Raw genomic sequence first — 25,107 nt, 5'->3', positions numbered from 1 at the left:
CGGCGAGCGGCAAGCAGCAGGCGGCGAGCGGCAAGCAGCAGGCGGCGAGCGGCAAGCAGCAGGCGGCGAGCGGCAAGCAGCAGGCGGCGAGCGGCAAGCAGCAGGCGGCGAGCGGCGAGCGGCGAGCACCAGGCGGCGGGCTCCAGGCGTCAGGCGCCAGGCGCCAGGCGCCAGGCAGCGGGCGGCGAGCAGCAGGCGGCGGGCGGCGGGCGGCGGGCCAGTGAAAACGCCCGCCCCGACGGTGGTCGGGGCGGGCGCGGCTGCAGTTTTGGAGCGCCGGGCACCGGATTCCGGCACCGAAGCCCCGAGCGTGGAGATGCCGGACCGCCAGGCGCCGAGGGGCCGGATCACCGAGCACGGAGGTGCCGGGGCGTCCGAGCGCCGCAGCGACCTACTGCCGAAGCGTCGAGCGTCAGGGGGCCGTGTAGGTGACCGTGACCTGCTGGTAGCCCAGCGAGCGCAGCAGCCCCTGCAGCATCTTGCGGGTGTTCTCCTCGGCGCGGGCGGAGAGCCCGCTGTCCCGGGCGGCGGCGGTGATCCGTTCCTCGGCCAGTTGGTAGACCTGCTGCTGCCGGTTGGGGTCGTTGCCGACCAGGTCGCCGAGCCGGTTGAGCAGGCCGCGCTGCTCGGCGAAGACGTAGCTCTTCTCCATGTCGAGGTTGGTCTCGCCGAGCTGCGGCGCGGGCAGCTTGATCTCGACCGACTTGCCGTCGGCGGACTGCACGATCGCACCCTCACCGATCTTGGTGAAGTCGACGTACGCCTCGACGCTGCCGGCCCCGACGAACAGGGTGCGTTCGTTGAGCAGGAAGTCCGGGACGTTGCGCCGGTCGTTCTGGGTGTCGACCACGACTTGGAAGTTGCCTTCGGCGGCCACGTAGCGGCTGAGATCCTGGATCGACTTCAGCAGCGGCGGCTGGCTGCGGTCGGTCTGCTCCTTGGTGAACGGGTTACGGAAATCGGGCAGGAAGCCGGTCGCCTGCACGCCGAGCAGCACCACCACGGCCAGCGCGGCGGCACCGAGCAGGAGGAGCAGCCCACGGGCCGCACCCCCACCCCCGCCGGCCGGAGGACCATCGGTGCCACCCGGCCCGCCCGGAGTCGGGTCGGGTGTCGCGGCCGAGCGCTCCTTGAGGTCGTCGCCGGTCGGGTAACCGGGGAACTCCCTCGTGGGCTCGTTGATGCCAGCGTCGCGGGCCATCACACTCACCGTCCTCGTCAGACACGTCGTCTGTCAATGACGGTACGGCCCCGGTACGACAGCCGCGCGGCGAGCGGCCGGAATGCGTAAACGGGCAGGTCAGGCGAACGCGGAGAGCCCGGTGAGCCGCTGCCCGACGACGAGCTGGTGGATCTCGGACGTGCCCTCGTACGTCAGGACGCTCTCCAGGTTGTTCGCGTGCCGCATCACCGGGTACTCCCCGGAGACGCCGTTGGCGCCGAGGATGGTGCGGCACTGCCGGGCGATGGCCAGGGCCTCCCGCACGTTGTTCAGCTTGCCCACGCTGACCTGCTCGGGGCGGAGCCGGCCGCCGTCGGCGAGCCGGCCGAGGTGCAGCGCGAGCAGTTGGCCCTTGACCAGTTCGACGGCCATGTCGGCGAGCTTGGCCTGGGTGAGTTGGAATCCGGCCAGCGGCCGACCGAACTGGGTACGGCTGGTGGCGTACGCCAGGGTGGTCTCCAGGCAGTCCCGTGCCGCGCCGAGTGAGCCCCAGACGATGCCGTACCGGGCCTCGGTCAGGCAGCTCAGCGGCGCCTTGAGCCCGACCGCCTCGGGCAGTTGGGCGTCGCCGGGGAGCCGGACGTCGTCGAGCACGATCTCGCCGGTCACCGACGCGCGCAGGGACATCTTGCGGCCGATCTCGCGGGCCGTGACGCCGGGCGTGTCCATGGGTACGGCGAAACCGCGGACGCCCTCGTCGGTGCGTGCCCAGATGACGGCCACGTCGGCGATCGGCGCGTTGGTGATCCACATCTTGGCGCCGGTGAGCACCCAGTCGTCGCCGTCGCGGCGGGCCCGGGTGGTCATGGACGCCGGGTCGGAGCCGTGGTCGGGTTCGGTGAGGCCGAAGCAGCCGATCGCCTCGCCGGTCGCCATCGCCGGCAGCCAGCGCTGCTTCTGCTCCTCGCTGCCGTAGCGCCAGATGGCGTACATCGCCAGTGAGCCCTGCACCGAGACCAGCGAGCGGAGCCCGGAGTCACCGGCCTCCAGCTCCTGGCAGGCCAGCCCGTACGCGACGGCGGAGGCGCCGGCGCAGCCGTAGCCGGTCAGGTGCATGCCGAGCAGACCGAGTTTGCCGAACTCGCGGGCCAGCTCGCGGGCCGGCACGCGACCCTCCTCGTACCACTCGGCGACGTGGGGGCGGACCCGGTCGTCGACGAGCTGGCGGACGACGTCGCGGATCTGCCGCTCCTCCTCGCTGAGCGACGGGTCCAGGTCGAGCAGATCGAGGGCAGTCATGCCGTCACCTTAACGAAGCCTCAGCTCAAGCCGTTCAGTCGATCGGCCCGGAGAGCACCAGCACGCGGGCGTGGATCTGGTTGCGCTGTTGCAGGGCGGCACGCAGGGCGCGGTGCAGCCCGTCCTCCAGGTAGAGCCCACCGTTCCACTGGACCACGTGCGGAAAGAGGTCGCCGTAGAAGGTCGAGTCCTCGGCGAGGAGCTTGTCGAGCGCCAGCTCGCGCTTGGTGGTGATCAACTGGTCCAGGCGCAGCGGACGGGGCGGAATCTCCGCCCACTGCTTGAGCGTCAGGTTGTGCTCCGGATAGGGACGCCCGTCCCGGACCGCTCTGAAGATCACGACGGCACGCTCCCCTCCCCGTGGCCGGGCCGACCGACGACACCGAGCCGGGCCGCGGCGGGCACCGCGCGGCGCGGCACCGATGACCGTGCCAGCCTAGCCGTCCAGCGCACGCGACGTTCTGCTCCCTGATGTCAGTTTCGCTACCGCTCGCCCGATCCTCAACTCCGACGAACGGGACGCGCCACTCAACTCCACCGCCCGCGCCGCACCACCTCGTCCATTTCGCGCCGCCCTCGGCGCAGCGATGGTGACCGATGGTCCGGCGCACGGTAACCGATTGTGACGGCACCGATGGGGTGGTACTCCTCCGGCACGCCGAACGCGCCCCGGTACGCGCCCAGCCGCTGCGGCGGAATCCCGAAAAAGCACGCCCCCAGCCCCTCGTCCACGGCGGTGAGCAGCATCAGGAGCGCGGCGAAGCCGGTGTCCACGTACCAGTAGGGCACCGGCCAGCGGTCGGTCGACCGGTCGGTCCAACCCTTGTCCGGCTCGGCGTACCGCCGCAGGTAGGCCGACTCGTTGGCGTGCGGCACCACGATGAGCGGCGCCCTGCGCATCCCCGCCAGCCAGCGCTCCCGCCCGCCACCCTCCGGCGTGGTGGCGGCCCAGAACCGCTCCCGGTCGGCCGGCTCCTGGAGCACCAGGAAGCCCCAGCCCTGGGCGAACCCGGCCGAGGGGGCGCGGACGGCGTGGTCGAGCAGCCGATCCACCACGTCGGGCGGGACGGGACGGTCCGGGTCGTAGTTGCGCACCATCCGCCGTCGGCGGACGACCTCGGCGAACTCCATCAGGCCCCGGGACGGATGCCCCAGGCACCCCGCCAGGTCGTGCCGGGCTTGAGCGTGAGCAGGTCCTTGCCCGAGCGGAACGCGTCCGGCGGGCAGGTCATCGGCTCGATCGCCACCGAGCGCCGGTGCCGCTCGCCGATGAGCGCGTCCCCGGTGAACACCTGCCACCAGCCGAACTCCGCGTCCGCCCAGATGCTCACCCCCGACGAGGAGTCCGGCGCGGCCAGGCTCACCGAGGAACCGCCGTCGGCGTCCCGGACCACCTCGCCGAAGCAGAGGTCCAACTCCACGCCGCCGATCCGACGCGGGCTGGTCCAGTCGTACTCGGTGCCGGCCACCGGGGTCGCCCCGACCGGGAGCAGCCGACCGTCCACCAGCACACGGGTACGCGCCGGCAGCCGCATGACCAGGTCGTCCACCGCAACACCCGGCAGTTGCAGGTACGGGTGCACCGAGAAGCCGAACGGGGCCACCTCGGCGCCGATGTTGGTCACCTCGTGCTCGGCGCGCAGACCGTCCGCGCCGACGCTCCACCGGCTGACCAGTCGCAGCGGCCACGGGTAGCCGGGCTGCGGCGGCAGGTCGTAGCCGACCGTCACCGCATCCGCGGACTGCTCCAGCAGCCGCCACGGCACCCAGTTGACCAGCCCGTGGATGGCGACGTGCCGCTCCGGCTCGGTCAGCGCGAGCTGGTGCGTCCGGTCCGCGAACGGGTAGCGACCGTCGCGGATCCGGTTCGGCCAGGGCGCGAGCACCTGCCCGGCGCAGCCGGGGCACACCTCGTCGGTCTGGTACCCGTCGACCAGGTCGACACCCTCGTGCCGGTACGTCCGCAGCCCGCCGCCCACCTCCACGATGACTGCCTCGTGGCCCGCGGCGGCGATGGTCCACTGTGCGCCGGAGAAGGGGCGCTGGTCGGGGCTTTCCATGTCGGCGACCCTAACCGGTCACGGCCGGTCGCCGCTCGACGCCGTCGTCGCCCGGTAGCGCAGCAGCGCCGGGAAGGCGACCGCGAGCACCACCACGAGCACCGCCGAGGCGAGCCCACCGGCGACCCAGGCCACCCCGCCGCCGAACCCGGCGGCCATGGTGCCGGCCCGCAGGTCACCCAGGCGCGGACCGCCGGCCACCACCACCGTGTTGACGCCCTGGAGCCGACCGCGCATCCGGTCCGGCGCGTACACCAGCAGCATGGACTGGCGCAGTACGGCGCTGACCAGGTCGGCGGCGCCGGCCACGGCGAGCAGCACGACCATCAGCCAGAGCTGGTGGGCCAACCCGGCCGCGGCGATCGCCAGGCCCCAGCCGACCACCGCGACCACCAGGCCGACCCCCTGCCGGCGGAGGCGACCGATCCAGCCGGAGGTCAGCCCGCCGATCATCGAGCCGATCGCGATGGCGCTGTAGAGCAGGCCGACCGCGCCACCGCCGCCGAACCGCTCCTGGGCGATCTCCGGGAACAGCGCCCTCGGCATGGCCAGGATCATCGCGATCAGGTCGACGCCGAAGGAGAGCAGCAGCACCGGCGTGGTGGCGAGGTACCGGAATCCGTCGATCACACTGGCCAGGCCGGCACGTCGGGCCTGGCCGTCGGCGGTCGGCTCGGGCGGGAGCGAGGGCAGGCGCAGCGCGGCCCAGAGCATGGCGGTGAACAGCACCGCGTCCAACCCGTACGCGATCGGCAGCACCACCGTGGTGTCCGGCGAGGCGGAGAGGATCAGACCGGCCGCGAGCGGGCCGGCGACCGAGGCGGCGGTGAAGGTCGTGTAGTTCAGGGTGGTGGCGGACGCCACCAGGTCGTCCGGCACCAGCCGGGGCAGCATGGCGCTGCGGGCCGGCGAGGTGATCGCGAAGGCCACCGACTGCACCGCCATCAACGCCAGCAACAGCACCGGGCTGCCCACGTTCAGCAGCGCCTGGACCAGCAACCCGAGGGTGGATGCCCAGAGCAACAATGAGCCGCCGAGCAGCACCGCACGGCGGTCGCGGGCGTCGGCGACCGCGCCACCCCAGAGCCCGAAGACCAGCAGGGGTACGAAGGCAGCCACACCCAGCAGACCGACCCAGAACGAGTCCCGGGTCAGGGCGTACATCTCCACCGGCACCGCCACGGCGGTGAACTGGAAGCCGAACATCGCCACGGTGTTGCCGAGCCACAATCGCCGGTACGCCGGAACCCGCAGCGGACGGACGTCGATCGCCCAGCGGCGCGCTCCGCGCGGCCGGGCCTCCTGCACACCCGTCACGGCGCCAGCCGCTCGACGATCCAGTCGCTTCCGTCGACGCGACGGAACCGCAGGCGGTCGTGCAGCCGACCCGCCCGCCCCTGCCAGAACTCCACCGAGTCCGGCCGGACGCGCAGACCACCCCAGTGCGGCGGGGGCGGGATGACTGCCGCATCGGCGAACCGCTCGGTCACCTCCCGATAGCGGTCCTCCAGCGTGGCCCGGTCCGGCACCACCTGCGACTGCGGGCTGGCCCAGGCGCCCAGCTGCGAGCCGCGTGGCCGGCTCGCGAAGTACGACTCGGTCACCGCCCGCTCGACCGGGGCGATCGACCCGGCGACCACCACCTGCCGCTGCATGGGAAACCACGGAAAGACCAGGCTGGCGTACGGGTTGGCGGACGCCTCGACGCCCTTGCGCGAGAGGTGGTTGGTGAAGAAGACGAAGCCCTCGGGGTCGTACCCCTTGAGCAGCACCGTCCGGCCGCTGGGCCGGCCGGCGGCGTCGGCGGTGCCCACCACCATGGCGTTCGGCTCGGGCAGCCCGAAGGCCACCGCGTCGGCGAACCAGCTGTCGAACTGGCGGTGCCAGTCGGCGGCCAGGTCAGCTTCGGTCAGGCCCAGGTCCGCGGCGTACTCGTTACGCATCGCGGCCGGGGCGGGTGTGTCGCCCGTCACGTCCCCACTCCTTCTCGGCGGCCCGACATGCACCCTTCCGCGCTGGCCAGTCCGCATCGCCCAGTCTCACCGAGTGGCGCGGAGAATGCGCGTCCTCAGATGTCGTGTGCAGCACAGTCGCAGCGGGTCGCATATCCGGTTACGCAGCAGGCAAGATGTTCCGAACACATCCCTGAGGGTCGCCTAAGGCGCTCGGCCGACCGGGCCGGCTCAGCTGATCAGGCGCACCGACCAGATCCAGGAGAGCGACATGGCCGATTTCAAACCCGGTCTGGAGGGCGTCGTAGCCTTCGAGACCGAGATCGCCGAACCCGACCGCGAGGGTGGCGCGCTGCGCTATCGCGGGGTCGACATCGAGGATCTGATCGGCCAGGTCTCGTTCGGCAACGTGTGGGCGCTGCTGGTCGACGGCCGGTTCGGGCCGGGCCTGCCGCCGGCGGAGCCGTTCCCGGTGCCGGTGCACTCCGGCGACATCCGGGTCGACGTGCAGTCGGCGGTCGCGATGCTGGCGCCGTACTGGGGGCTCAGCCAGCTGTTGGACATCTCCGACGAGCAGGCCCGTGAGGACCTCGCCCGGGTGTCGGTGACCGCGCTCTCCTTCGTCGCGCAGTCCGCCCGCGGCCTCGGCCTGCCGGCGGTGCCGCAGAAGGAGATCGACAAGGCGCAGACCATCGTCGAGCGGTTCATGAAGCGCTGGCGGGGTGAGCCGGACCCGCGGCACGTCAAGGCCGTCGACGCGTACTTCATCTCGGCCGCCGAGCACGGCCTGAACGCCTCCACCTTCACCGCGCGCATCGTCGCCTCCACCGGGGCCGACGCCGCGGCCTGCATCTCGTCGGGCATCGGCGCCCTCTCCGGGCCGCTGCACGGCGGCGCACCGTCCCGCGTGCTCAGCATGCTGGAGGCTGTGGAGCGCAGCGGCGACGCGGAGGGCTACGTCAAGGGTGTCCTGGACCGCGGCGAGCGGCTGATGGGCTTCGGCCACCGGGTCTACCGTGCCGAGGACCCGCGCGCCCGCGTGCTCCGGCGCACCGCCAAGGAGCTGGGCGCACCGCGCTTCGAGATCGCCGAGGCGCTGGAGAAGGCCGCCCTCGCCGAGCTTCAGGCCCGCCGCCCGGACCGGGTGCTGGCCACCAACGTCGAGTTCTGGTCGGCCGTGGTGCTGGACTTCGCCGAGGTGCCGGCGCACATGTTCACCTCGATGTTCACCTGCGCCCGGATGGGCGGCTGGAGCGCGCACATCCTGGAGCAGAAGCGTCTGCAGCGGCTGGTCCGCCCGTCCGCCCGCTACGTCGGCCCGAACACCCGCAAGCCGTCCGACGTCGAGGGCTGGGCCGCCATCCCGCACGGCGTCTGAGCTGCCCGAAGGGCCCCCGCACCAGCCGTGGTGCGGGGGCCCTTTTTCGACCGCTGTCGACCTCGTGGGCCGCTCGATGTGGTGAAGGACTCAGACCGGCCGTCGGGACCGCGGCGGTCGCCATCCGCCCCGGGTGCGAGGATGAGGGCCGGCAGTGTCGCCGGGCCCGCCCTCGCCCTTGCGGAAGGATCTTCAGTACCGTGGCTGACGCACCGATCATCCGGATTCCCGACGAGATCAAGCCCGCCGACGGACGTTTCGGCTGCGGCCCGTCCAAGGTCCGTCCGGCGGCCGTGTCCGCGCTCGCCGAGGTGGCGACCAGCTACCTGGGCACGTCGCACCGGCAGAAAACGGTCCGCGACCAGGTGGCCCGACTGCGCTCCGGCATCGCCGAGTTCTTCTCGCTGCCCGAGGGCTACGAGGTCGTGATCGGCAACGGCGGCACCACCGCGTTCTGGGAGGTCGCCACCTTCGGCCTCGTCCGCGACCGTGCGCAGTTCGCCAGCTTCGGCGAGTTCGGCGCGAAGTTCGCCAAGTCGGTCTCCGACGCTCCGTTCCTGGGTGAGCCGACCGTCCGCAAGGCCGCGGCGGGCAGCGCGCCGACCCTGGTCGCCGAGGCCGGCGTGGACGTGTACGCGACGCCGCACAACGAGACCTCGACCGGCGTGGCCGTGCCGATCAACCGGGTCGCCGGTGCGGACGAGGGGTCGCTGCTCCTGGTCGACGCCACCTCGGGCGCGGGCGGCCTGGAGGTCAACGTCGGCGAGACCGACGTCTACTACTTCGCGCCGCAGAAGTGCTTCGGCTCCGACGGCGGCCTCTGGCTGGCCCTGATGTCGCCGGCCGCGTTGGACCGGGCCGCCGAGATCAAGGCGTCGGGGCGTTACATCCCGGCCTTCCTGGACCTGGTGACCGCGATCGACAACTCGCGGCTGGAGCAGACGTACAACACCCCGGCGCTGGCCACCATCTTCCTCGCGGCCGAGCAGACCGACTGGATGAACGCGCAGGGCGGTCTGGCCTGGGCGGCCAAGCGCACGGCGGAGAGCGCCGCGACGGTGTACGGCTGGGCGGAGCGGTCCACGGTGGCCACCCCGTTCGTCACCGACCCGGCGCTGCGGTCCAACGTGGTCGCGACCATCGACTTCGCCGACGGGGTGGACGCCACCGCGATCGCCAAGGCGCTGCGCGCCAACGGCATCGTCGACACCGAGCCGTACCGCAAGCTCGGCCGCAACCAGTTGCGGGTGGCGCTGTTCCCGGCCGTCGAGCCGGCTGATGTCGAGGCGCTGACCGCGTCGATCGACTACGTCGTCGAGCGCCTCTGAGCATCGTCACGGTGGGTGTCCGTCGGGGCCTCGATGGACACCCACCGTGATCATCGCCGCAGCTCAGTCGCGACATGCGGGGTGTCGCTTCCCCCACCCCGAGACAGATGCGCGTACGGTGGTCCGAGACGCCTGGGTGGCCGACTCGTGGCGTGCGGCCAGCGAAGCGGGACGGAGGCAACGCTATGCGCCCAGTACGCTTCGTCGCCCTTTCCGAGGACGGCCAGGCGCTGGTGCTCGCCGACGAGGTCGGGCGACTCCTCGCCCTGCCGATCGACGAACGCATCGCCGGCGTGATGCACCCCGAGCCGGGTGCCCCGCCGCTCGCGGTGGCACCGAGCACCGTCGACCCGACTCCCTCACTGTCTCCCCGGGACATCCAGGCCCGCATCCGCTCCGGTGAGTCTGCCGAGGACGTCGCCCGGATCGCCGGGGTGCCGGTCGACCGCGTGCTGCGCTACGCCGGCCCGGTGCTCCAGGAACGGGCGATGCTCGCCCAGCACGCCCGTCGCACCCGACTCAAGGGCGCGGAGAAGCCCACCCCGCTCGCCGAGGTGGTCAACGGCCGACTGAGCCAGCACGGCATCGACACCGAGAAGATCTCCTGGGACGCGTACCGGCGCGACGACGGCACCTGGCGGATCATCGCCACCTGGCCGTCCGGCAAGGCCACCGCGCAGGCCATCTGGGACATGGACAAGGCCCGGCAGGTGGTTACCCCGCACGACGACATGGCGCAGTACCTGTGCGCCGAGCGGCCCACGCCGATCCTCGGCCAGGAGCCGGCGCCGGAGCGGGGCGGGCACGCCCTGCCTGGTCCGTCGCGTGGCGAGCCGAGCCGTGGTGGGCACGGGCTGCCGGCCGCGTCCGAACACCCGCGCCCTGGTCGGGATCCGATTCGGGCCGGCCGGGACGCGCTGCTCGCTTCACTGGACCGTCCGCTCGGCGGCTCGTCGGGTCGCGGCCTTGAGCCGCGTACCCCGGCCGCTCTGGCCGGGTCGGACGCGCCCCGGCAGCGGCCGGTCGGCGGCGGCGCTGCCGCGCTGCTCGGCGGTGGCCAGGGCTCGGCCTTCGACGACGACTCGGACGCGCCCAAGGAGGTCCCGGCCGTTCCGTCGCTGGCGGTGCTGCGGCCCCGCCGGACCGGTACGGCCGCCGCGGCGGCCGGTGGCGAGTCCACCGACGCCAACGGCAAGCCGCGCAAGCGCCTGCCGAGCTGGGACGACGTGCTTTTCGGCAGCGGTCCGGCCGCCCGCGAGTCCTCCTGACGCTCGACGTCCACGGTCCACTCCCGAGATCGCCGATGTCGCGGTGTCCCCTGCGCTTGATACCCCGAGATCGGCGCTCCGAAGTGCCCGCCGTGTCGATGTGCTGGTGAGCGGTATACCTCAGAGGTATGAATATGACTCTGAGGTATACCGCTTACCACCGCATCCGCCTCCATGGAGGTGACCGAGGGTGACCGTCGGCAGCCGGCTGCGCCCACCGCCCCAGCGAGGTTAGGCATTACTCGTCTAGCCAGGGCAAGCTCAGGCGCACGACGTTGCCGGCCGATGCCGTTCAAGCCGGCTCGACGAATCAGAGCGGCCAGGCGGCGAGCCGCTCGTAACGCGGGCGTGCCGACCCGAGGTGGCTCCGCATCAGCAGCAACCCCGTCGCCGGCCACTCCGGGCCCGCGTAGTCGTCCAGGGTCACCCTGTCGGCCTCGACGGCAGCCAACTCCACCCGGTCACCGGGCCGGGCGACGGTCAGGTGCGGCCGAAACGGCTTCTCGTCGTACGGCAACCCGGCCACGCGTAGCCGCTCCCGGACGAGCTGGGCCAGCTCGTGCAGCGCCTCGACATCGCCCCGGGCGTCCACCCAGAGCACCGTGCGGCGACCGTCGCCGAACACGCCACCGCCACCCAAAAGCAGCCGGGGCGGGGCGTCCCGGGCATCGCGGAACCGGTCGGCGGCGAGCCCGAGCGCACTCACCACGTCGACCAGCCGGGCGGCCTCGACGTCACCGAGGAACGCCAGGGTGATGTGCAGGTCCGCCGGGTCGGCAAGCCGCACCCGGACACCGGCGGCCGCCGCCGCGCCGACCCGCAGCCGCGCGATCTGCGCGCCGAGATGGCTGACCGCCCCGACGGGCGGATAGACCGCGACGAAGAGCCGCAAACTGTTGGACCGTTCAGCGGTGCCGTTGCCGGTGCCCGGCCCGGGCCGCCGGCAGGGTCAGACCGGCAGCGTGCAGGACGCCCTCCACCCGTACCCGTTCGATCTCCTGGTCGACGCCGGTCAACTCGGTGAGGTGTTCGGTGATCCCGAGGGCGCGGCAGGCCAGCCGGAGCCGGTCGTCGTACGCCTGGACCACCGCGCCGTGCCAGACCATCGACCGGCCGGTGCCGCCGAGCCGCTGACCGCCGAGGCGACGCAGGTCGGCGGCGAGCTGTTCCAATGGGCGACGGTCGGTGCGGTCGAACTCGCTGAGGTCGATGTCGCGGGTCAGCGCGTCGGCTTCGATGGCCCGGTCGAGGCGGGCGATGGTGCGTCGCTCCCGCCGGCGCTCGCGCCACTCGGACCAGGCGCAGACCACCCGGTCGATGATCTCGTCGGCGCAGAAGAGCAGGGCGAACGCCGCCGGGAGGCTGGCCACGGCGAGGAACGCCAGGGCAAGCATCAGCGCGCGTTCGACTCCCACATATCGACGCTAAGCCCCGTCGTGCCACCTCGCCAGCGATTTGGCCGCATCCGCGCTATCCGCCGATCGGGACTTCGCCGTGTTCTCCGAGCGTGCACGAAGGGCCCGTTCCGACCGGAAAGGGCCCTTCGCGTAGCTCAGCAGTCGGTGGAGGTGACGTAGAAGCGGGGCATGGGCAGCACCCGGAAGCGCAGTCGCGCACCAGAGCGGCGCAGTTGCCAGGTGAGCGCGATCAGCGCGGTGGCCAGCGAGATCAGCCCGCCCATCCAGATGCTCGCGCCGGCGCCGAAGTGCTCGGCGACCCAGCCGATCAGCGGTGCGCCGACCGGGTTGGTGCCCAGGAACACCAGCACCCACAGGGCCATCACCCGGCCCCGGAAGGCGGCGTCCACCCCGAGCTGGACGCGCTGGTTGGCGGCCTGGGCGAAGAAGACCATGAAGAAGCCGGTGGGCACGAGCAGCGCCACGACCAGCCAGTACGTCGACGCGAAGCCGACCAGGGTGCCGAAGCTGGCGCAGCCGATCGCGGCGCCGAGCACCAGCCAGACCGACGGGCGGCTGCGCCGGCCGGTGCCGCTGAGCGCCCCGCCCAGCGCGCCGACGGCCAGCGCGGTGCTGAACAGGCCGAAGGAGGCCGCGCCGGTGTGGAAGACCGTCTTGGCCAGCGCGGCGAGGGTGAGCTGGAAGTTGAACAGCGACATGCCGATCACCGACATGACCGCCATCGGCAACAGCAGGTCCGGCCGGCGCCACACGTACCGCAGCCCGTCGACGACCTTCGCGGACGCCCGCTCGTCGCGCGGCAGCAGGGCGTCGCGGTGCAGGTCGGCCGTCCGCATGCGGACCACGTTGACCAGCGGCGCGATGGAGCTGAGGGCGGTGAAGAGGAAGACCGGGCCCACGTCGAAGGCGGCGATGGCCAGACCGGCGACCGCCGGGCCGATGATCCGGGCGGAGTTGAACACGGCGGCGTTCAGCGACAGGGCGTTGGGCAGCAGCGGCGTGCCGACCAGTTCGGAGACGAACGCCTGGCGGACCGGGGTCTCCACGGCGTTGGCCGTGCCGAGCAGCGCGGCGAACGCGAAGACGTGCCAGAGCTGCACCAGATCGGTCAGCACCAGCAGGGACATCCCGAGCGCCAGCACCGTCCAGAAGGCGTTGGCGGCGAAGAGCAGCACCCGCTTGTCGTACCGGTCGGCGAGCCGGCCGGAGAGCAGGGTGAGCAGCAGCACCGGGGTGAACTGGAGCGCGGTGACCACGCCGAGGGCGGTGGCCGAGTTGTCGGAGAGCTCGAGGACGAGCCAGTCCTGGGCGATGAACATCATCCAGACGCCGATCAGCTTGATCAGCTGCCCGGATGCGAAGAGCCGGTAGTTGCGAACCTGTAGGGACTGGAACATCGTGCTCAGCTTGGCCTGCACTCTCGGTGCGCCTCCTCAAGGACGTACGCGTCATCGACAGGTGACGGCACGGCCGGAAGTGGCGCGCGCGGGCTCAGGCGCGAGCGAGCTGCTGGAGAATCTCGGCGGCCCTGTGCAGGGTCTCCCGTTGGTCCTCGTCGAGCGCGGCCAGCCGGTGGGCCAGCCATTCGTCGCGGGCCCGCTCGAACTGGTCGAGCACGGCCTGCCCTCCTTCGGTCGCCGCGAGGATGACCTGGCGACCGTCGGTCGGATGGGGGGTCCGCTGCACGAGGCCGCGGTCCTCCAACTTCGCGACGATCTTGGTCATCGTCGGTGGCTGCACCCGTTCGACATCGGCCAGTTCCCGGGGCGTCATCGCGCCCGCCAGCCGCAGGCTGGTGAGCGCGGAGACCTGGGTGACCGTGAGGTCGCCGACCGGCCGGGCCCGTCGGACCCGCCGGTTGAGTCGGGTGATCGCATCTCGCAACTGGGGAGCCAGCTGCGCCGGTGGCACGCGTTCCGCCGTCACCGTCCGCTCCGTCACGTTAGTTAGCTTAACTAATGAGCCTGGCTAACGACATCCGTTATGACCAGGCTCACGAGGATGTTCGTGCTGTTCCGGGCGGGGAATCACCCTCGACTCCCCGCCCGGACGACGCGTCAGAGGACCAACGACTCGATGGGCCCGCGCAGGAAGTACAGCACGAAGAGCGCGGCCACCCCGTACAGCAGCGGGTGGATCTCCCGGGCCTTACCCTTCGCCAGCTTGACGACCACGAAGGTGATCAGACCGGCGCCGATCCCGTTGGAGATCGAGTAGGTGAACGGCATCAGCACGATGGTGAGGAACGCCGGGATGGCGATCTCGTAGTCGGACCAGTCGATCGTCCGTACCGCGGTCATCATCAGGAAGCCGACCACCACCAGGGCCGTCGACGCCGCCTCGAACGGCACGATCACCACCAGCGGCGCCAGGAACATCGCCAGCAGGAAGAGGACGCCGGTGACCAGGCTGGCCACGCCGGTCCGGGCGCCCTCCCCGACACCGGCGGCACTCTCGATGTACGACGTGTTGCTGGAGGTGCTGGCCGCACCACCGGCCGCCGCCGCGATCGAGTCGACCAGCAGGATCTCCTTGGCCTTCGGCGGGGTGCCCCGCTCGTCGAGCAGGCCACCCTCCTGACCGACCGCCACCATCGTGCCCATGGTGTCGAAGAAGTCCGTGATCAACAGGGTGAAGACGAACATCAGCACGACCACCCAGCCGGCCCGGCCCCACGAGTCGAGCACGTTGAACTTGCCGAGCAGCGACAGGTCCGGCACGTCCACCACCGTCTTGGGCAGCTCCGGCACGTTCAGTGCCCAGCCCTTCGGGTTGGGCTTCCCGTCGACGAACGACGGGCCGATGTTGGCGACCGCCTCGACGATGACCGCCAGCACGGTGGAGGTCAGGATCCCGATCAGGATCGCGCCCTTCACCCGGCGCACCACGAGCACCAACGTGAGCAGCAGGCCCACCACGAAGACCAGCAGCGGCCAGCTCACCAGCTTGCCGCCGATGCCCAGGCCGACCGGCACGGTGGTGTTCGCGACGTCCGGGATCCGCCGGACGAAGCCGGCGTCCACCAGGCCGATGATGGTCAGGAAGAGGCCGATGCCGACGCCGATGGCCGTCTTCATCTGCGTGGGCACCGCGCGGAACACCGCGGTACGCAGGCCGGTGAGCACCAGCACGGCGATGAGCACACCCTCGATCACCACCAGGCCCATCGCGTCGGCCCAGGTCATCTCGGGGGCGATCTCGTACGCCACCAGGGCGTTGACGCCCAGACCGGCGGCGAGCGCCAGCGGGAACCGGCCGACCACACCCATCAGGATGGTCATCAGGCCGGCGACCAGCGCGGTCGCCGCGGCCAGCGCCGGAATCGGGAGGGACTTGCCGTCACCGTCGACGGCACCGCCCAGGATCAACGGATTGAGCACCACGATGTACGCCATCGTGAAGAAGGTCGCCAGGCCACCGCGTACCTCACGGCTCAACGTCGAGCCGCGGGCGGAGATCTCGAAGAACCGGTCGAAGCCGTTACGCGGGTGAGCGGGGTCGGGAGGTGTGCCGTTCTCGGGCGGCGCTACTGCCATCAGGGTCCTCGCAGGTGATCTTCCAGTTGTCGCGCGCATCGTCCCAGATCACCGACGGGCAGGGGAAGCGGATCGCGTACGCTTGCCCGATGCCGAACGACCAGCCACCGCGTCCCGCGCCGCTGGACCCACCGATGGTGCCGTTCGCCGTCGCCGGGCTGATCGCATGGGCGGTCGTCGGGCTGGTATTGCTGGTCTTCTTCCGGGGCTGGCTGACCGAGCACGACCACGAGAACTGGCTCTGGACCTGCCTGGCCGGTTTCCTGTGGGGGTTCCCCGGCCTCGCCGTGATGATGCGTCACGACGCCAACCGACGCCGCCGCCGCGCGAGCTGACGGCACCCGGCCGCGCTGGAGCGAACGCTCAGGGGTGCCCGTACGGCTCCGCCGGCTCGGCTGCCTCCACCGAACCCGGGGCACGGCTGACCGACATGGCCTCCACCGCGCTGTCGTCGTACACCGTCGGAAGGTCCTCCACCGCGGTCTCGGCGGCCTCGATCAGCGTCTCGGAGTGGGCGCCGCAACCATGCTCGGCGCTGACCACCCGGCCGTCGTCCGGGGCGTAGAAGTTGCCGCACGCGCCGAAGGCCTGCCGCATCGCACCGGCCAGCGGCAGGTAGAAGCCGCAGGTGCCGCAGCGGGCGGCGGCCGGGGCGGCGACGGAGATGGCCGCCGTGGGGCCGTGGTCGCCGTCGTACCAGCGCTGCGCCGCGTCGGCGCGACCCTCCCGGGAGAGCACCCGGGCCCGACCGAGACCAAGCTCCCAGGCCGTCTCCTCGACCGCCGGGTCGTCGGAGAGCAGATAACCGGGGGCCAGCCGCTCGTCCTCCGGGGAGGTCGGCAGCAGGTCACCCGGGCCGAGGTCACCCGGCTTGAGCCGCTCCTGCCAGGGCAGCCAGCCGGGCGCGAGCAGCGCGTCCGGGCCGGGCAGCAGCACGGTCTCGCAGATGGTCACCGTGCGGCTGCGCGGAACGCGGGTGACGGTGACCGCCCACCGCCAGCCGCGGTAGCCGGCGAGGCGGCATTCGAAGTAGTGGGTGACCAGCCGTTCACCCTCGGCCACGACCTGCAGGTGGTCGCCGACATCGTCGGCGTCCACCTCGGTGATGCCAGCGCGGGCCACCTCGACGGCGGCGGCGCAGACCTGGTCGAGACGGGCGGCACGGGTGGAGGCGGGCCTGGTCACCCGACCATTGTTCCCCATGCTCCCCGCAGAGGTGACAGGGACTCCCGGGGAACCTTTCACCGCAGTGGTGCGGCGTACCTGGATCAGATGGGCGAGGATGGTGCACATGCCGCCGTACTCCCGCTCCGGGCGATCCGTCCTCGGGCGGACCGTCGGCACCGGCATTCGGGCCGTCCGCCTGCTCCTGCGTGGTTCGGTGGGCAGCGGCCGCTGGGTGACCCGCCGGGCCGGTCGGGCCCGGACGCGGGGCGCCGGCGGCGAGGTCGGCATGGTCCGCCTGTTCGATCTGCACGCCGTCTCCTGCGCGGGCGACACACTGATCGCCATCGGCCTGGCCGGGACGATCTTCTTCAACGTGCCGCTCGGCGAGGCCCGCAGCAAGGTCGCGCTCTACCTGCTGGTGACCATGGTGCCGTTCGCGATGCTCGCCCCCGTGGTGGGCCCGCTGCTGGACCACTTCCGGCACGGCCGGCGGTACGCGCTGGCCGCGACCATGCTCGGCCGGGCGTTCCTGGCCTGGCTGATCTCCGACTACATCCACGGCTTCGGGCTCTATCCGGCCGCGTTCGGTGTGCTCGCGCTGTCGCGTGCCTACGGCGTGGCACGGTCTGCGGCGGTGCCCCGGCTGCTGCCGGAAGGGCTGGGCCTCTCCCAGGTGGGCGCACGGGCCAGCGTCTACGGCACGGTGGCGGGGGCGCTCGTGGCCCCGATCGGGTTGGCGGCCTTCTGGTTCGGGCCGCAGTGGCCGCTGCGCGTCGCGTCGGTGATCTTCCTGATCGGCATGGTGATCTCCCTGCGGCTGCCACCGAAGGCGGACTCGGAGCCACCGGAGCGGGTCCCCCGCGCGCTGCGCGCGCTGGGCCGCCGCGAAGACCGGCCGCTGGGCCGGGGCCGACCCGCCGGGCGGCTGGTGATCGCCACCCTGATCGGCGCCGCGACGCTACGCGCGGTGTACGGCTTCCTGCTGTTGTTCCTCGCCTTCGCCATCAAGAAGGGTGACCTGACCACCGCCGTGTTCGGCCGGGACCTGGGCGCGGAGTGGGCGCTCGGCCTGATCGGCGGCGCGCTGGCCGTCGGCAGCTTCCTGGCGACCGCCGTCGGCACCCGGTTGCGCATCCACCGGCCGACCGCCATCCAGTCCAGCAGCATGATCATCGTGGCGGGGGTGGCGGTGCTCGCCGTCATCCAGTTCTCGCTGTCGATGGTGGCCCTGCTCTGTCTGGTCACCGCGCTGGTCAGCGGGGTGGCCAAACTCGCCGTGGACGCCTCGATCCAGGAGCGCATCCCGGAACGGCTGCGGGCCAGTTCCTTCGCGCACTCCGAGACGGTGCTGATGCTCGCCTTCGTGGTCGGCGGTGGGCTCGGACTGGTCCCGTTCGACGGCCGCACCGGCATCGCGGTCGCCGCCGGCGTGGGCATCCTGGCCGCCGTCCGGGGGGTGGTGGTCGCCGCCCGGCTGCGCGCCGAGAAGCTCGCCGGCCGGCCGCTGGGTGACGACGAACTGGCCGAGGACGAGCCGGCCGAGGACGAGCCGGTTGCCCAGCCCGCGGACGTCGCCCCCACCTCGCCGGCTCCAAACCAGGCCAACTCGCCGCAGCACGACGAGCCGGGGCTGGCACCGCCGGGCTACCACATCTACCGCCCCTCCTCGGCAGTCGGCGGCCCGGGCGGCGGAGCGGACGACGAGACCCGCCGGGAATCCCCCGGCTCGCTCTCGTGACCGGCCTGCTGGTGGTGACGGCGGTGCCGGCCGAGGCGGACGCCGTACGGGCCGGGCTGACCGACGCCAGCGTCACCGTCGCCCCGATCGGGGTGGGCCCGGCGGTCGCGGGTGCCGCCACCGCACGGCTGCTGGCCCTGGCCGAGGCTGCCGGTCGCCCGTACCGCGCGGTGGTCAGCGCCGGCGTGGCCGGCGGCTTCATCGGGCGGGCCGCGGTCGGCGACACGGTGCTCGGCACCGCCAGCATCGCCGCCGACCTGGGCGCCGAGTCACCCGACGGTTTCATCCCTGTCGACGAACTGGGCATGCCACCCGCGTTGCTCGGCGGAGGCAGCGTGGTGCCCGCGGACCCGGGCCTGCTCGCGGCACTCCGGGCGGTCCTGCCGTCGGCGACGACCGGCCCGGTGCTCACCGTCAGCACGGTCACCGGCACCGCCGCCAGCACCGACGAGCTGCGCCGCCGGCATCCGGAGGCGGTCGCCGAGGCCATGGAGGGGTACGGGGTCGCGGTCGCCGCCGCGCAGGCCGGGGTGCCCTTCGTCGAGCTGCGCACCATCTCCAACCCCATCGGCCCCCGTGACCGCGAGGCCTGGCGGCTGCGCGAGGCCCTCACCGCGCTGACCGCGGCAGCTCCGGCGCTGCGCTGACCACGGGCACTCGTCACACCTCGAGCATCAGCGCCGACGGCCTGCTCGCCTGCAGCTCGAACCCACAGGCGAGAAGGAACTCGACGTTGCCGAACTCGGCGACCGCGCGGGCGGCGCGAATGCCCGCACGTGTCATCTCCTCCGCCAACAGCTCGACTAGCCGCCGCCCGACGCCAAGCGCCCGCAGGCCCGGAGCGACGACCACACCTTCCAGCACCAACTCACGCCGGTCGTCCAGATCCTCGCCGAGGAGCAGATCGACGCTCCGCTCATGAGCCCGCAGCTCACCGACCGGCCCGCCGCCGGGCACCTCCGCGAGGAACCGCCAGGACGTGGCGGGCAGCCCGTCGGATACCCGCCGGAAGATCATCTGCGCACGCGCCTCCGACCGCCACCGCCGCCTGTCCCGCCGCGCCCGATCCAGGTCGTAGGTCAACTCCGGAACCTTCACCGGCCACAACTTCTCCGGGAGCGTGTACGAGTGCACCCACCAGGCGCCCGGCCAGTCTTTGAGGGTTCGGACCCGGCGGACGTCGAGGTGGGCGGGGTACCGGCGGTCAGCCTCGTCCCGTGGCTCGTCGGCCGGCATGCCCAGCAGTCCGCCGCCCGCGGACCCGTCGCCGTCCCCGGGTAAGCGGAGCGCGAGCTCGCCGCCCGCGGCCGCGACCAGCCGCGCCACCGTTCGAAAGGCGGGCCCGCCACCCTGGCCGGCCTCGATGCGTGCCAGCGTGCTCTTCGGGACCCCGGACCGCTCGGCCAACTCCCGCTGGCTCAGATCGGCACGTCGACGAAGATCACGCAGCGCGCCGCCCACATCGATCGCATCCCCTCCGGCTGCCACCCGCTCATGGTTTTCTGCTCGGCGAGCGTCGTCAACAGGCCCCCTCCGCCTGTGGATAACCGTGTGGAAAACGTCACCGCCGCTGTGGGTATCCCCTCGGTCGGGCCCTGTCGAGCTGCCCCATGAATGGGGCGGCTGCATGGGGCGGGACACCGCCACCAGGATCGCCCCTCGGTGCCCGCTCACGGCCACGCCACCGCCGCCACCGCTCGCCGGGGGCGCTGACCTCGCCCCATATCTGGGGCAGCTCTACAGGGCGCGACGTGACCTCACCCACCCCCCGAGCCCTACCGGGCACCCCGCCTGCGCTAACGGGAGCACCCCCGCCGAGCCCGACCGGACACCCCCGCCGGAGGCCGCGGGGAGGCCGGGAGGCCGGAAGGCCGGGAGGCCGGAAGGCCGGGAGGCCGGAAGGCCGGAAGGCCGGGAGGCCGGAACGCCGGAAGGCCGGGAGGCCGGAACGCCGAGGGGGCTGGGAGGCTGGCTCCGGGCGGGGCGGGCCGGCCGTCGTGGATCACAGTGGGCGGGGTGTGCGCGAGCTGTTGGCCGGGGGCGGGGCTAACGTGAGGGCGTGGCGCTCTCCCTGGCGATCTCGCCCTGCCCCAACGACACGTTCGTCTTCGACGCCCTGGTGCACGGGCGGGTGCCCGGTGCGCCGCCGGTCGAGGTGACGTACGCCGACGTGGACGTCACCAACACGGCGGCCGAGCGGGGTGCGTTCGACCTGGTGAAGGTGAGCTACGCGGCGCTGCCCTGGCTGCTCGACGACTACCACCTGCTGCCCTGCGGGGGCGCGCTCGGCCGCGGGTGCGGGCCGCTGGTTCTCACCAGGGGCGACCGCGCCGACCTGACCGGCGCCACGGTGGCGGTGCCCGGTGATCGGACGACCGCGTACCTGCTGTTCCGGCTCTGGTCGGCCGGGCAGTCGCCGGCCCGGATCGAGGTGGTGCCGTTCCACGAGATCATGCCGGGCGTCGCGGCTGGTCGCTACGACGCTGGGTTGGTCATCCACGAGGCCCGGTTCACCTACCACCGGCACGGGCTGACCGCGCTCGTCGACCTCGGCGAGTGGTGGGAAGCCGACACCGGGCTGCCCATCCCGCTCGGCGCGATCCTGGCCCGGCGCGGCGCGGTGGACCCGGTGGCAGCGGCCGGATGGATTCGCGAATCCGTCCGGCAGGCCTGGGCGGATCCGGCGGCCAGCCGGGAGTACGTGCTCGCGCACGCCCAGGAGATGGAACTCGACGTGGTGGACCGGCACATCGGCCTCTACGTCAACGAGTTCACCGCCGACCTGGGCGAGGCCGGCTTCGCTGCGGTGACGGCGCTCCTCGACCGCGCCGCCACCGCCGGCCTGGTGCCTCAGACCTCCAGCTCGCGCGCCACCGCGTGGACCAGCTGAGCGATCTTCTGCGCGGTCTTCTTGTCCGGGTACCGGCCCCGGCGCAGGTCCGGCTGCACCTTCGCCTCCAGCACCTTGATCATGTCCTCGACGAGGCCGTGCAGCTCCTCGGCCGGCCGACGTCGCAGCTCCGCCATCGACGGCGGCGCGTCCAGCAGCTTGACGCCCATGGCCTGCGCGCCCCGGCGGCTGTCCACGACGCTGAAGTCGACCCGCTGACCACCCTTGAGGTCGGTGACGCCCGCCGGCAGAGCACCCTTGGGCAGAAACACGTCGCCGCCCTCATCACTGGTGACGAAGCCGTATCCCTTGGCCGTGTCGTACCACTTCACTCGACCCGTAGGCACCTGAAAACCCCTGCTTCACTTGAGCCGCTACTGCTCCCAGGCTAGCTGGATCATGCCGTCGAGCGCCGCTGGGAATCCGGTGAGATCGTCCAGCACCACGCTCGCCCCCGCCGCACGCAGCTCATCCGGGGAGCACGGCCCGGTCGCGACAGCGATTCCCGGCACCCCTGCCACGCCCGCCGCCACCATGTCCGCCACATGGTCACCGACGTAGTGGGTCGCGCCGTGCTCCCGCAGCGCGGTCGCCTTCTGCTCGGCGAACAGGTCACCCGCCAGCTCGTCCACCACGAGGCCGAGGTGATCCAGGTGCAACCGGGCCAGTCGGCCGATCTTGGACGTGACGACGAGCACCCTTCCGCCCCGGGCACGGATCGCGTCGATCGCCTCCCGCGCGCCGGGCAGCGGCACCGTCGGTGTGATGGCGTACGCCGGATACAGCTCCCGGTACGCCTGCACGGCCGACTCGACCTGCTCCGGCGGGAACCATTGCGCGATCTCGGTGCGCAGCGGCGGGCCGAGCCGGGACACGGCCAGGTCGGCGTCCACCGGTACGCCCGTCCTGGCGGTCAGCGCCCGGTAGGCCGCGGCGATGCCGGGGCGGGAGTCAACCAGGGTCATGTCGAGATCGAATCCGACGGTCAGCGCGGGCATGTCGAGAAACGTACCCGGCGACCTTTGACCGCCCGGACGTCCGAGGGGCGCGACTGCCCCACCCCGGGCTAGCGTGGAAAGACGATGACCACCTCACTCGCCGACCACCTGCGGTCGCTGCCCGACGAGTCGCTGGCCGCGCTCCTCCAGCTCCGGCCGGACCTCGTCGTGCCCGTGCCGGCAGACGTCTCCGCCCTGGCCATCCGCGCCCAGTCCCGGGTCTCGGTGGCCCGCGCCCTGGACGGTTTGGACCAGTTCACCCTCCAGATCCTCGACGCCGCCCGGCTCACCCGGCATCCGGACGAGGGCACCACGGCCACCGACGCCGTGCTCGCCATGGCGACCACCGGGCCGCACCCGCCGGCACCGACGGCCGTCCGGGCCGCCCTCGGCCGGCTGAGGGCGCTCTTCCTGCTGTACGGCCCCGAGCACGCCCTGCACGTGGTGCCCGCCGTCGACGAGGTCTCCCCGTACCCCGCTGGGCTCGGCCGACCCGCCGCGGAGCTGGACCCGCGCACGGCCGCGCTCTGCGCGGACCCGGCGAAACTGCGCCGGACACTGCTCGCCGCGCCCCCGTCGGCCCGGGCGATCCTGGACCGGTTGGCGGCCGGACCACCCGTGGGCAGCGTGCCCCCGGGCGCGTTGCAGGCACCGCCGATCGGCACGCAGGACGCCGTCCTCGCCGACCCGACCAACGGTGGCGCGCCGACCGGCTCGCCGGTGCGCTGGCTGGTCGACAACCGGCTGCTGGTCGCCGTCTCGGCCGGCTCGTCGACGGCCAGCGGCACGGTCGAGCTGCCCCGCGAGGTGGGGCTGCTGCTGCGCCGCGACAGTGGCCCGCTCGGGCCGATGCGCACCAGCCCGCCGCCGGTGGCCACCGCGCCCCGCGAGCCCAAGGCGGTCGACTCGGCCGGCGCCGGGCAGACCATGGAGGTGGTCCGGCACACCGAAGGGCTGTTGGAGCAGCTCGCCGCCGAACCCGCGCCGGTGCTGCGCTCCGGCGGCATCGGCGTCCGGGACCTGCGCCGGCTGGCGCGTACCGCCGGCCTGGACGAGCCGACCACCGCGCTGCTGCTGGAGGTGGCGTACGCGGCGGGGCTCGCCGGTGAGCTGGAGATGCCCGGTTCGACCACCGGCCGATACGGCGCGGATCAGCAGGTGCTGCCGACCGGCGGGTACGAGGTGTGGCGGGCCGCCTCACTGGCCCAGCGGTGGGAGCACCTGGCCCGCGCCTGGTTGACGATGACCCGGCAGGTCGGCCTGGTCGGTCGGCGGGACGACCGGGACCGGCCGATCACCGCGCTGTCCGCCGAGGCCGAGCGGGCCGGCGCACCGGCCACCCGGCGGGCGGTGCTCGGGATGCTCGCCGACCTGGAGCCGGCGACCGCGCCCACCCCGGAGGAGGTGCAGGCCCTGCTGGACTGGCGGGCGCCCCGGCGCAGCCGGGGTCGGGAGGCCGCCCACCGGGAGGTGCTGGCCGAGGCGGCGCAGCTCGGCGTGACCGGCCTGGGGGCGCTCACCTCGTACGGGCGGTTGTTGCTGGGCGAGCTGACGTCGGCCGACGAGCCGGGCGGCGACCCCCTGGGGTTGCACGCGGACGCGGAGAGCGGCGATCCGTCCAGTGCCGCGCGGGCGTTGGACGCGCTGCTACCCGCCCCGGTCGACCACTTCCTGGTGCAGGCCGACCTGACCGTGGTGGTGCCCGGGCCGCCCGAGCCGGCGCTGGCCGCCGAGTTGGAAGCGACGACCGAACCCGAGTCGGCCGGCGGCGCGAGTGTGCACCGGGTCACCACGGCGAGCGTGCGGAGGGCGTTGGACGCCGGTTACACGGCCGACGATCTGCACGAGCTGTTCCGGCGACGGTCGCGTACCCCGGTGCCGCAGGGACTCAGCTACCTGGTGGACGACGTGGCCCGTAAGCACGGTGGGCTGCGGGTCGGGTCGGCCGGGGCGTACCTGCGCAGTGACGACGAGGCGCTGCTCACCGAGGTGCTGGCCGACCGGCGGCTGGAGTCGTTGACGCTGCGCCGGCTGGCGCCGACGGTGCTGAGCACCCCGTACCAGGTCAGCCGGCTGTTGGGCGCGCTGCGGGACGCCGGGTACGCGCCGGTGCAGGAGGACGGCACGGGCGGCACGATGCTGTCCCGTCCCCGGATCCGGCGTGCTCCGGCGCGGGTCGCGGTGACCACCAGGACGCTCGACCCGCTGGCCGCCCCGAAGCTGCCGATGCCCCGGCTGCTCGGGGTGGTGGAGCACATCCGCCGGGGTGACGCGGCGGCGCGGGCGGCCCGCCGGGCGCCGGCCGTCGTCCGGGGCGGGGCGGCAGGGCTGGGCGGAGGCCCGGTGCCCGCGCACACGCACAGCGAGGCCCTTGCCGTGCTCCAGCAGGCGGTCCGCGACAAGGCGCTGGTCTGGGTCGGGTATGTCGACGCGCACGGGGCGACCGCGTCCCGGCTGGTCAAGCCGGTCTCGATCGGTGCCGGCTACCTGCGAGCCGAGGACGAGCGGACCGAGATGCTGCACACCTTCGCACTGCACCGGATCACGGCGGCGGTGCTGGCGGACTGACGGGGCGACGCCGCCGCTGCTCGGTCAGCGGCGGCTGCGCCGAAAGGTGCCGACCACCGAGACGACAAGCAACAGTGCGAAGCCGGCGCCGGCGGACTCACCGACCGAGTCGACGAAGCCCTGCCGCAGCACCAGCCAGCCGAAGAGGAACCACCCGACGAGGAGCGCCGCGGCGAGGGCGTACGCGACCACGGTCACGCGGGACACCTCGTCGGGTGGCGCCTGTTCATGCTCTGCGATCACGTCACGGTCGACCGTCATGCCCAGCCTCCCCGCCCGGTGCGGCCCTGGACTCCCAAGAGTGTCACTCCCGGGACGGGTGTGACAGGGGATAAACCCCGAGTC

The 25,107-nt window shown here is 72.7% G+C and carries 26 protein-coding genes; 9 read left to right on the top strand and 17 right to left on the bottom strand.

Features of this window, described 5'->3' with window-relative positions; translation table 11 throughout:
- The coding region (locus tag AB0J68_RS00440) for a hypothetical protein (protein WP_363935180.1) at positions 1-224 on the top strand (224 nt) is incomplete at its 5' end.
- Positions 225-412: 188 nt separating this feature from the next.
- Here AB0J68_RS00440 and AB0J68_RS00435 read toward each other — a convergent pair.
- The 7 genes from AB0J68_RS00435 to pdxH form a co-directional block, all read right to left on the bottom strand.
- Positions 413-1,201, bottom strand: coding sequence for a DUF4230 domain-containing protein (locus AB0J68_RS00435; RefSeq protein ID WP_354862786.1), 789 nt, complete (start codon positions 1,199-1,201; stop codon positions 413-415).
- A 99-nt stretch (positions 1,202-1,300) separates the two neighbouring features.
- Entirely contained in the window at positions 1,301-2,461 is a 1,161-nt protein-coding gene (locus AB0J68_RS00430; protein WP_363935179.1) for an acyl-CoA dehydrogenase family protein, read from the bottom strand.
- 34 nt (positions 2,462-2,495) lie between these two features.
- Positions 2,496-2,801, bottom strand: a complete 306-nt coding sequence (locus tag AB0J68_RS00425) for a type II toxin-antitoxin system VapB family antitoxin (RefSeq protein WP_354862783.1) — start codon at positions 2,799-2,801, stop codon at positions 2,496-2,498.
- A 188-nt stretch (positions 2,802-2,989) separates the two neighbouring features.
- On the bottom strand, positions 2,990-3,592 hold the full coding sequence (locus AB0J68_RS00420) for a nitroreductase family protein (protein WP_363935178.1): 603 nt from the start codon (positions 3,590-3,592) through the stop codon (positions 2,990-2,992).
- Complete coding sequence (locus tag AB0J68_RS00415) at positions 3,592-4,521, bottom strand: aldose 1-epimerase family protein (RefSeq protein ID WP_363935177.1); 930 nt, start codon at positions 4,519-4,521, stop codon at positions 3,592-3,594. The genes AB0J68_RS00420 and AB0J68_RS00415 overlap by 1 nt, the downstream gene beginning before the upstream one ends.
- Positions 4,522-4,539: 18 nt before the next feature.
- On the bottom strand, positions 4,540-5,838 hold the full coding sequence (locus AB0J68_RS00410) for an MFS transporter (RefSeq protein WP_363935175.1): 1,299 nt from the start codon (positions 5,836-5,838) through the stop codon (positions 4,540-4,542).
- Positions 5,835-6,551: a pyridoxamine 5'-phosphate oxidase gene (pdxH, locus tag AB0J68_RS00405; protein WP_363935173.1), complete on the bottom strand. Its 717-nt coding sequence runs from the start codon at positions 6,549-6,551 to the stop codon at positions 5,835-5,837. The genes AB0J68_RS00410 and pdxH overlap by 4 nt, the downstream gene beginning before the upstream one ends.
- A 193-nt stretch (positions 6,552-6,744) precedes the next feature.
- Between pdxH and AB0J68_RS00400 the strand changes: the two genes are divergently transcribed.
- The 3 genes from AB0J68_RS00400 (at position 6,745) to sepH (ending at position 10,447) form a co-directional block, all read left to right on the top strand.
- Entirely contained in the window at positions 6,745-7,851 is a 1,107-nt protein-coding gene (locus AB0J68_RS00400; RefSeq protein WP_354862774.1) for a citrate synthase 2, read from the top strand.
- A gap of 200 nt (positions 7,852-8,051) precedes the next feature.
- Entirely contained in the window at positions 8,052-9,179 is a 1,128-nt protein-coding gene (gene serC, locus AB0J68_RS00395; RefSeq protein ID WP_355134439.1) for a phosphoserine transaminase, read from the top strand.
- Between the two features lie 185 nt (positions 9,180-9,364).
- Entirely contained in the window at positions 9,365-10,447 is a 1,083-nt protein-coding gene (gene sepH / locus AB0J68_RS00390) for a septation protein SepH (protein ID WP_355065543.1), read from the top strand.
- 310 nt (positions 10,448-10,757) lie between these two features.
- On the opposite strand, the gene thpR is transcribed toward sepH, so the two are convergent.
- From thpR to AB0J68_RS00365, 5 genes are all read right to left on the bottom strand, one after another.
- Positions 10,758-11,339 carry an RNA 2',3'-cyclic phosphodiesterase gene (gene thpR, locus AB0J68_RS00385; protein WP_354854806.1) on the bottom strand — a complete coding sequence of 194 codons (582 nt, stop codon included), beginning with the start codon at positions 11,337-11,339 and terminating at the stop codon, positions 10,758-10,760.
- A 13-nt stretch (positions 11,340-11,352) separates the two neighbouring features.
- The gene (locus AB0J68_RS00380; protein ID WP_354854804.1) at positions 11,353-11,862 is read right to left on the bottom strand and encodes a hypothetical protein; all 510 of its coding nucleotides are present in this window, start codon (positions 11,860-11,862) and stop codon (positions 11,353-11,355) included.
- A 137-nt stretch (positions 11,863-11,999) separates the two neighbouring features.
- The gene (locus AB0J68_RS00375; RefSeq protein ID WP_354854802.1) at positions 12,000-13,283 is read right to left on the bottom strand and encodes an MFS transporter; all 1,284 of its coding nucleotides are present in this window, start codon (positions 13,281-13,283) and stop codon (positions 12,000-12,002) included.
- Positions 13,284-13,356: 73 nt separating this feature from the next.
- On the bottom strand, positions 13,357-13,806 hold the full coding sequence (locus tag AB0J68_RS00370) for a MarR family transcriptional regulator (RefSeq protein ID WP_354854801.1): 450 nt from the start codon (positions 13,804-13,806) through the stop codon (positions 13,357-13,359).
- Positions 13,807-13,922: 116 nt separating this feature from the next.
- Complete coding sequence (locus AB0J68_RS00365; protein WP_354854799.1) at positions 13,923-15,401, bottom strand: NCS2 family permease; 1,479 nt, start codon at positions 15,399-15,401, stop codon at positions 13,923-13,925.
- A gap of 89 nt (positions 15,402-15,490) precedes the next feature.
- On the opposite strand from AB0J68_RS00365, the gene AB0J68_RS00360 reads away from it, so the two are divergent.
- A complete protein-coding gene (locus tag AB0J68_RS00360; RefSeq protein ID WP_354854797.1) occupies positions 15,491-15,736 on the top strand; it encodes a DUF2530 domain-containing protein in 246 nt (81 codons plus the stop codon).
- A gap of 28 nt (positions 15,737-15,764) precedes the next feature.
- Here AB0J68_RS00360 and AB0J68_RS00355 read toward each other — a convergent pair whose 3' ends face one another.
- Positions 15,765-16,694 carry a DUF3027 domain-containing protein gene (locus AB0J68_RS00355; RefSeq protein WP_363935168.1) on the bottom strand — a complete coding sequence of 310 codons (930 nt, stop codon included), beginning with the start codon at positions 16,692-16,694 and terminating at the stop codon, positions 15,765-15,767.
- Between AB0J68_RS00355 and AB0J68_RS00350 the strand changes: the two genes are divergently transcribed.
- A complete protein-coding gene (locus AB0J68_RS00350; RefSeq protein WP_363935167.1) occupies positions 16,693-18,306 on the top strand; it encodes an MFS transporter in 1,614 nt (537 codons plus the stop codon). The two genes, AB0J68_RS00355 and AB0J68_RS00350, sit on opposite strands and share 2 nt — an antisense overlap.
- Positions 18,303-18,953, top strand: a complete 651-nt coding sequence (locus tag AB0J68_RS00345) for a futalosine hydrolase (RefSeq protein WP_363935165.1) — start codon at positions 18,303-18,305, stop codon at positions 18,951-18,953. Before AB0J68_RS00350 ends, AB0J68_RS00345 begins: the two co-directional genes overlap by 4 nt.
- A 13-nt stretch (positions 18,954-18,966) precedes the next feature.
- On the opposite strand, the gene AB0J68_RS00340 is transcribed toward AB0J68_RS00345, so the two are convergent.
- Entirely contained in the window at positions 18,967-19,794 is an 828-nt protein-coding gene (locus tag AB0J68_RS00340; protein WP_363935163.1) for a GNAT family N-acetyltransferase, read from the bottom strand.
- 571 nt (positions 19,795-20,365) lie between these two features.
- On the opposite strand from AB0J68_RS00340, the gene AB0J68_RS00335 reads away from it, so the two are divergent.
- Positions 20,366-21,196, top strand: a complete 831-nt coding sequence (locus AB0J68_RS00335) for a 1,4-dihydroxy-6-naphthoate synthase (RefSeq protein ID WP_355065533.1) — start codon at positions 20,366-20,368, stop codon at positions 21,194-21,196.
- Here AB0J68_RS00335 and AB0J68_RS00330 read toward each other — a convergent pair.
- A complete protein-coding gene (locus AB0J68_RS00330; RefSeq protein WP_088986676.1) occupies positions 21,157-21,543 on the bottom strand; it encodes a cold-shock protein in 387 nt (128 codons plus the stop codon). The genes AB0J68_RS00335 and AB0J68_RS00330 overlap by 40 nt on opposite strands.
- Positions 21,544-21,570: 27 nt before the next feature.
- A complete protein-coding gene (locus tag AB0J68_RS00325; RefSeq protein ID WP_363935161.1) occupies positions 21,571-22,194 on the bottom strand; it encodes an HAD family hydrolase in 624 nt (207 codons plus the stop codon).
- An 84-nt stretch (positions 22,195-22,278) separates the two neighbouring features.
- Between AB0J68_RS00325 and AB0J68_RS00320 the strand changes: the two genes are divergently transcribed.
- On the top strand, positions 22,279-24,762 hold the full coding sequence (locus AB0J68_RS00320; RefSeq protein WP_363935159.1) for a helicase-associated domain-containing protein: 2,484 nt from the start codon (positions 22,279-22,281) through the stop codon (positions 24,760-24,762).
- 24 nt (positions 24,763-24,786) lie between these two features.
- Here the strand turns inward: AB0J68_RS00320 and AB0J68_RS00315 are convergent, their stop codons facing one another.
- Positions 24,787-25,023: a hypothetical protein gene (locus AB0J68_RS00315; RefSeq protein ID WP_354854783.1), complete on the bottom strand. Its 237-nt coding sequence runs from the start codon at positions 25,021-25,023 to the stop codon at positions 24,787-24,789.
- Positions 25,024-25,107: the final 84 nt, after the last annotated feature.

Origin of the sequence: Micromonospora sp. NPDC049580 (assembly GCF_040675595.1) — a bacterium.
Lineage (GTDB): Bacteria > Actinomycetota > Actinomycetes > Mycobacteriales > Micromonosporaceae > Micromonospora.
The sequence above is the reverse complement of the archived record's forward strand: the minus strand, read 5'-3'. Positions and strand labels throughout refer to the sequence as shown.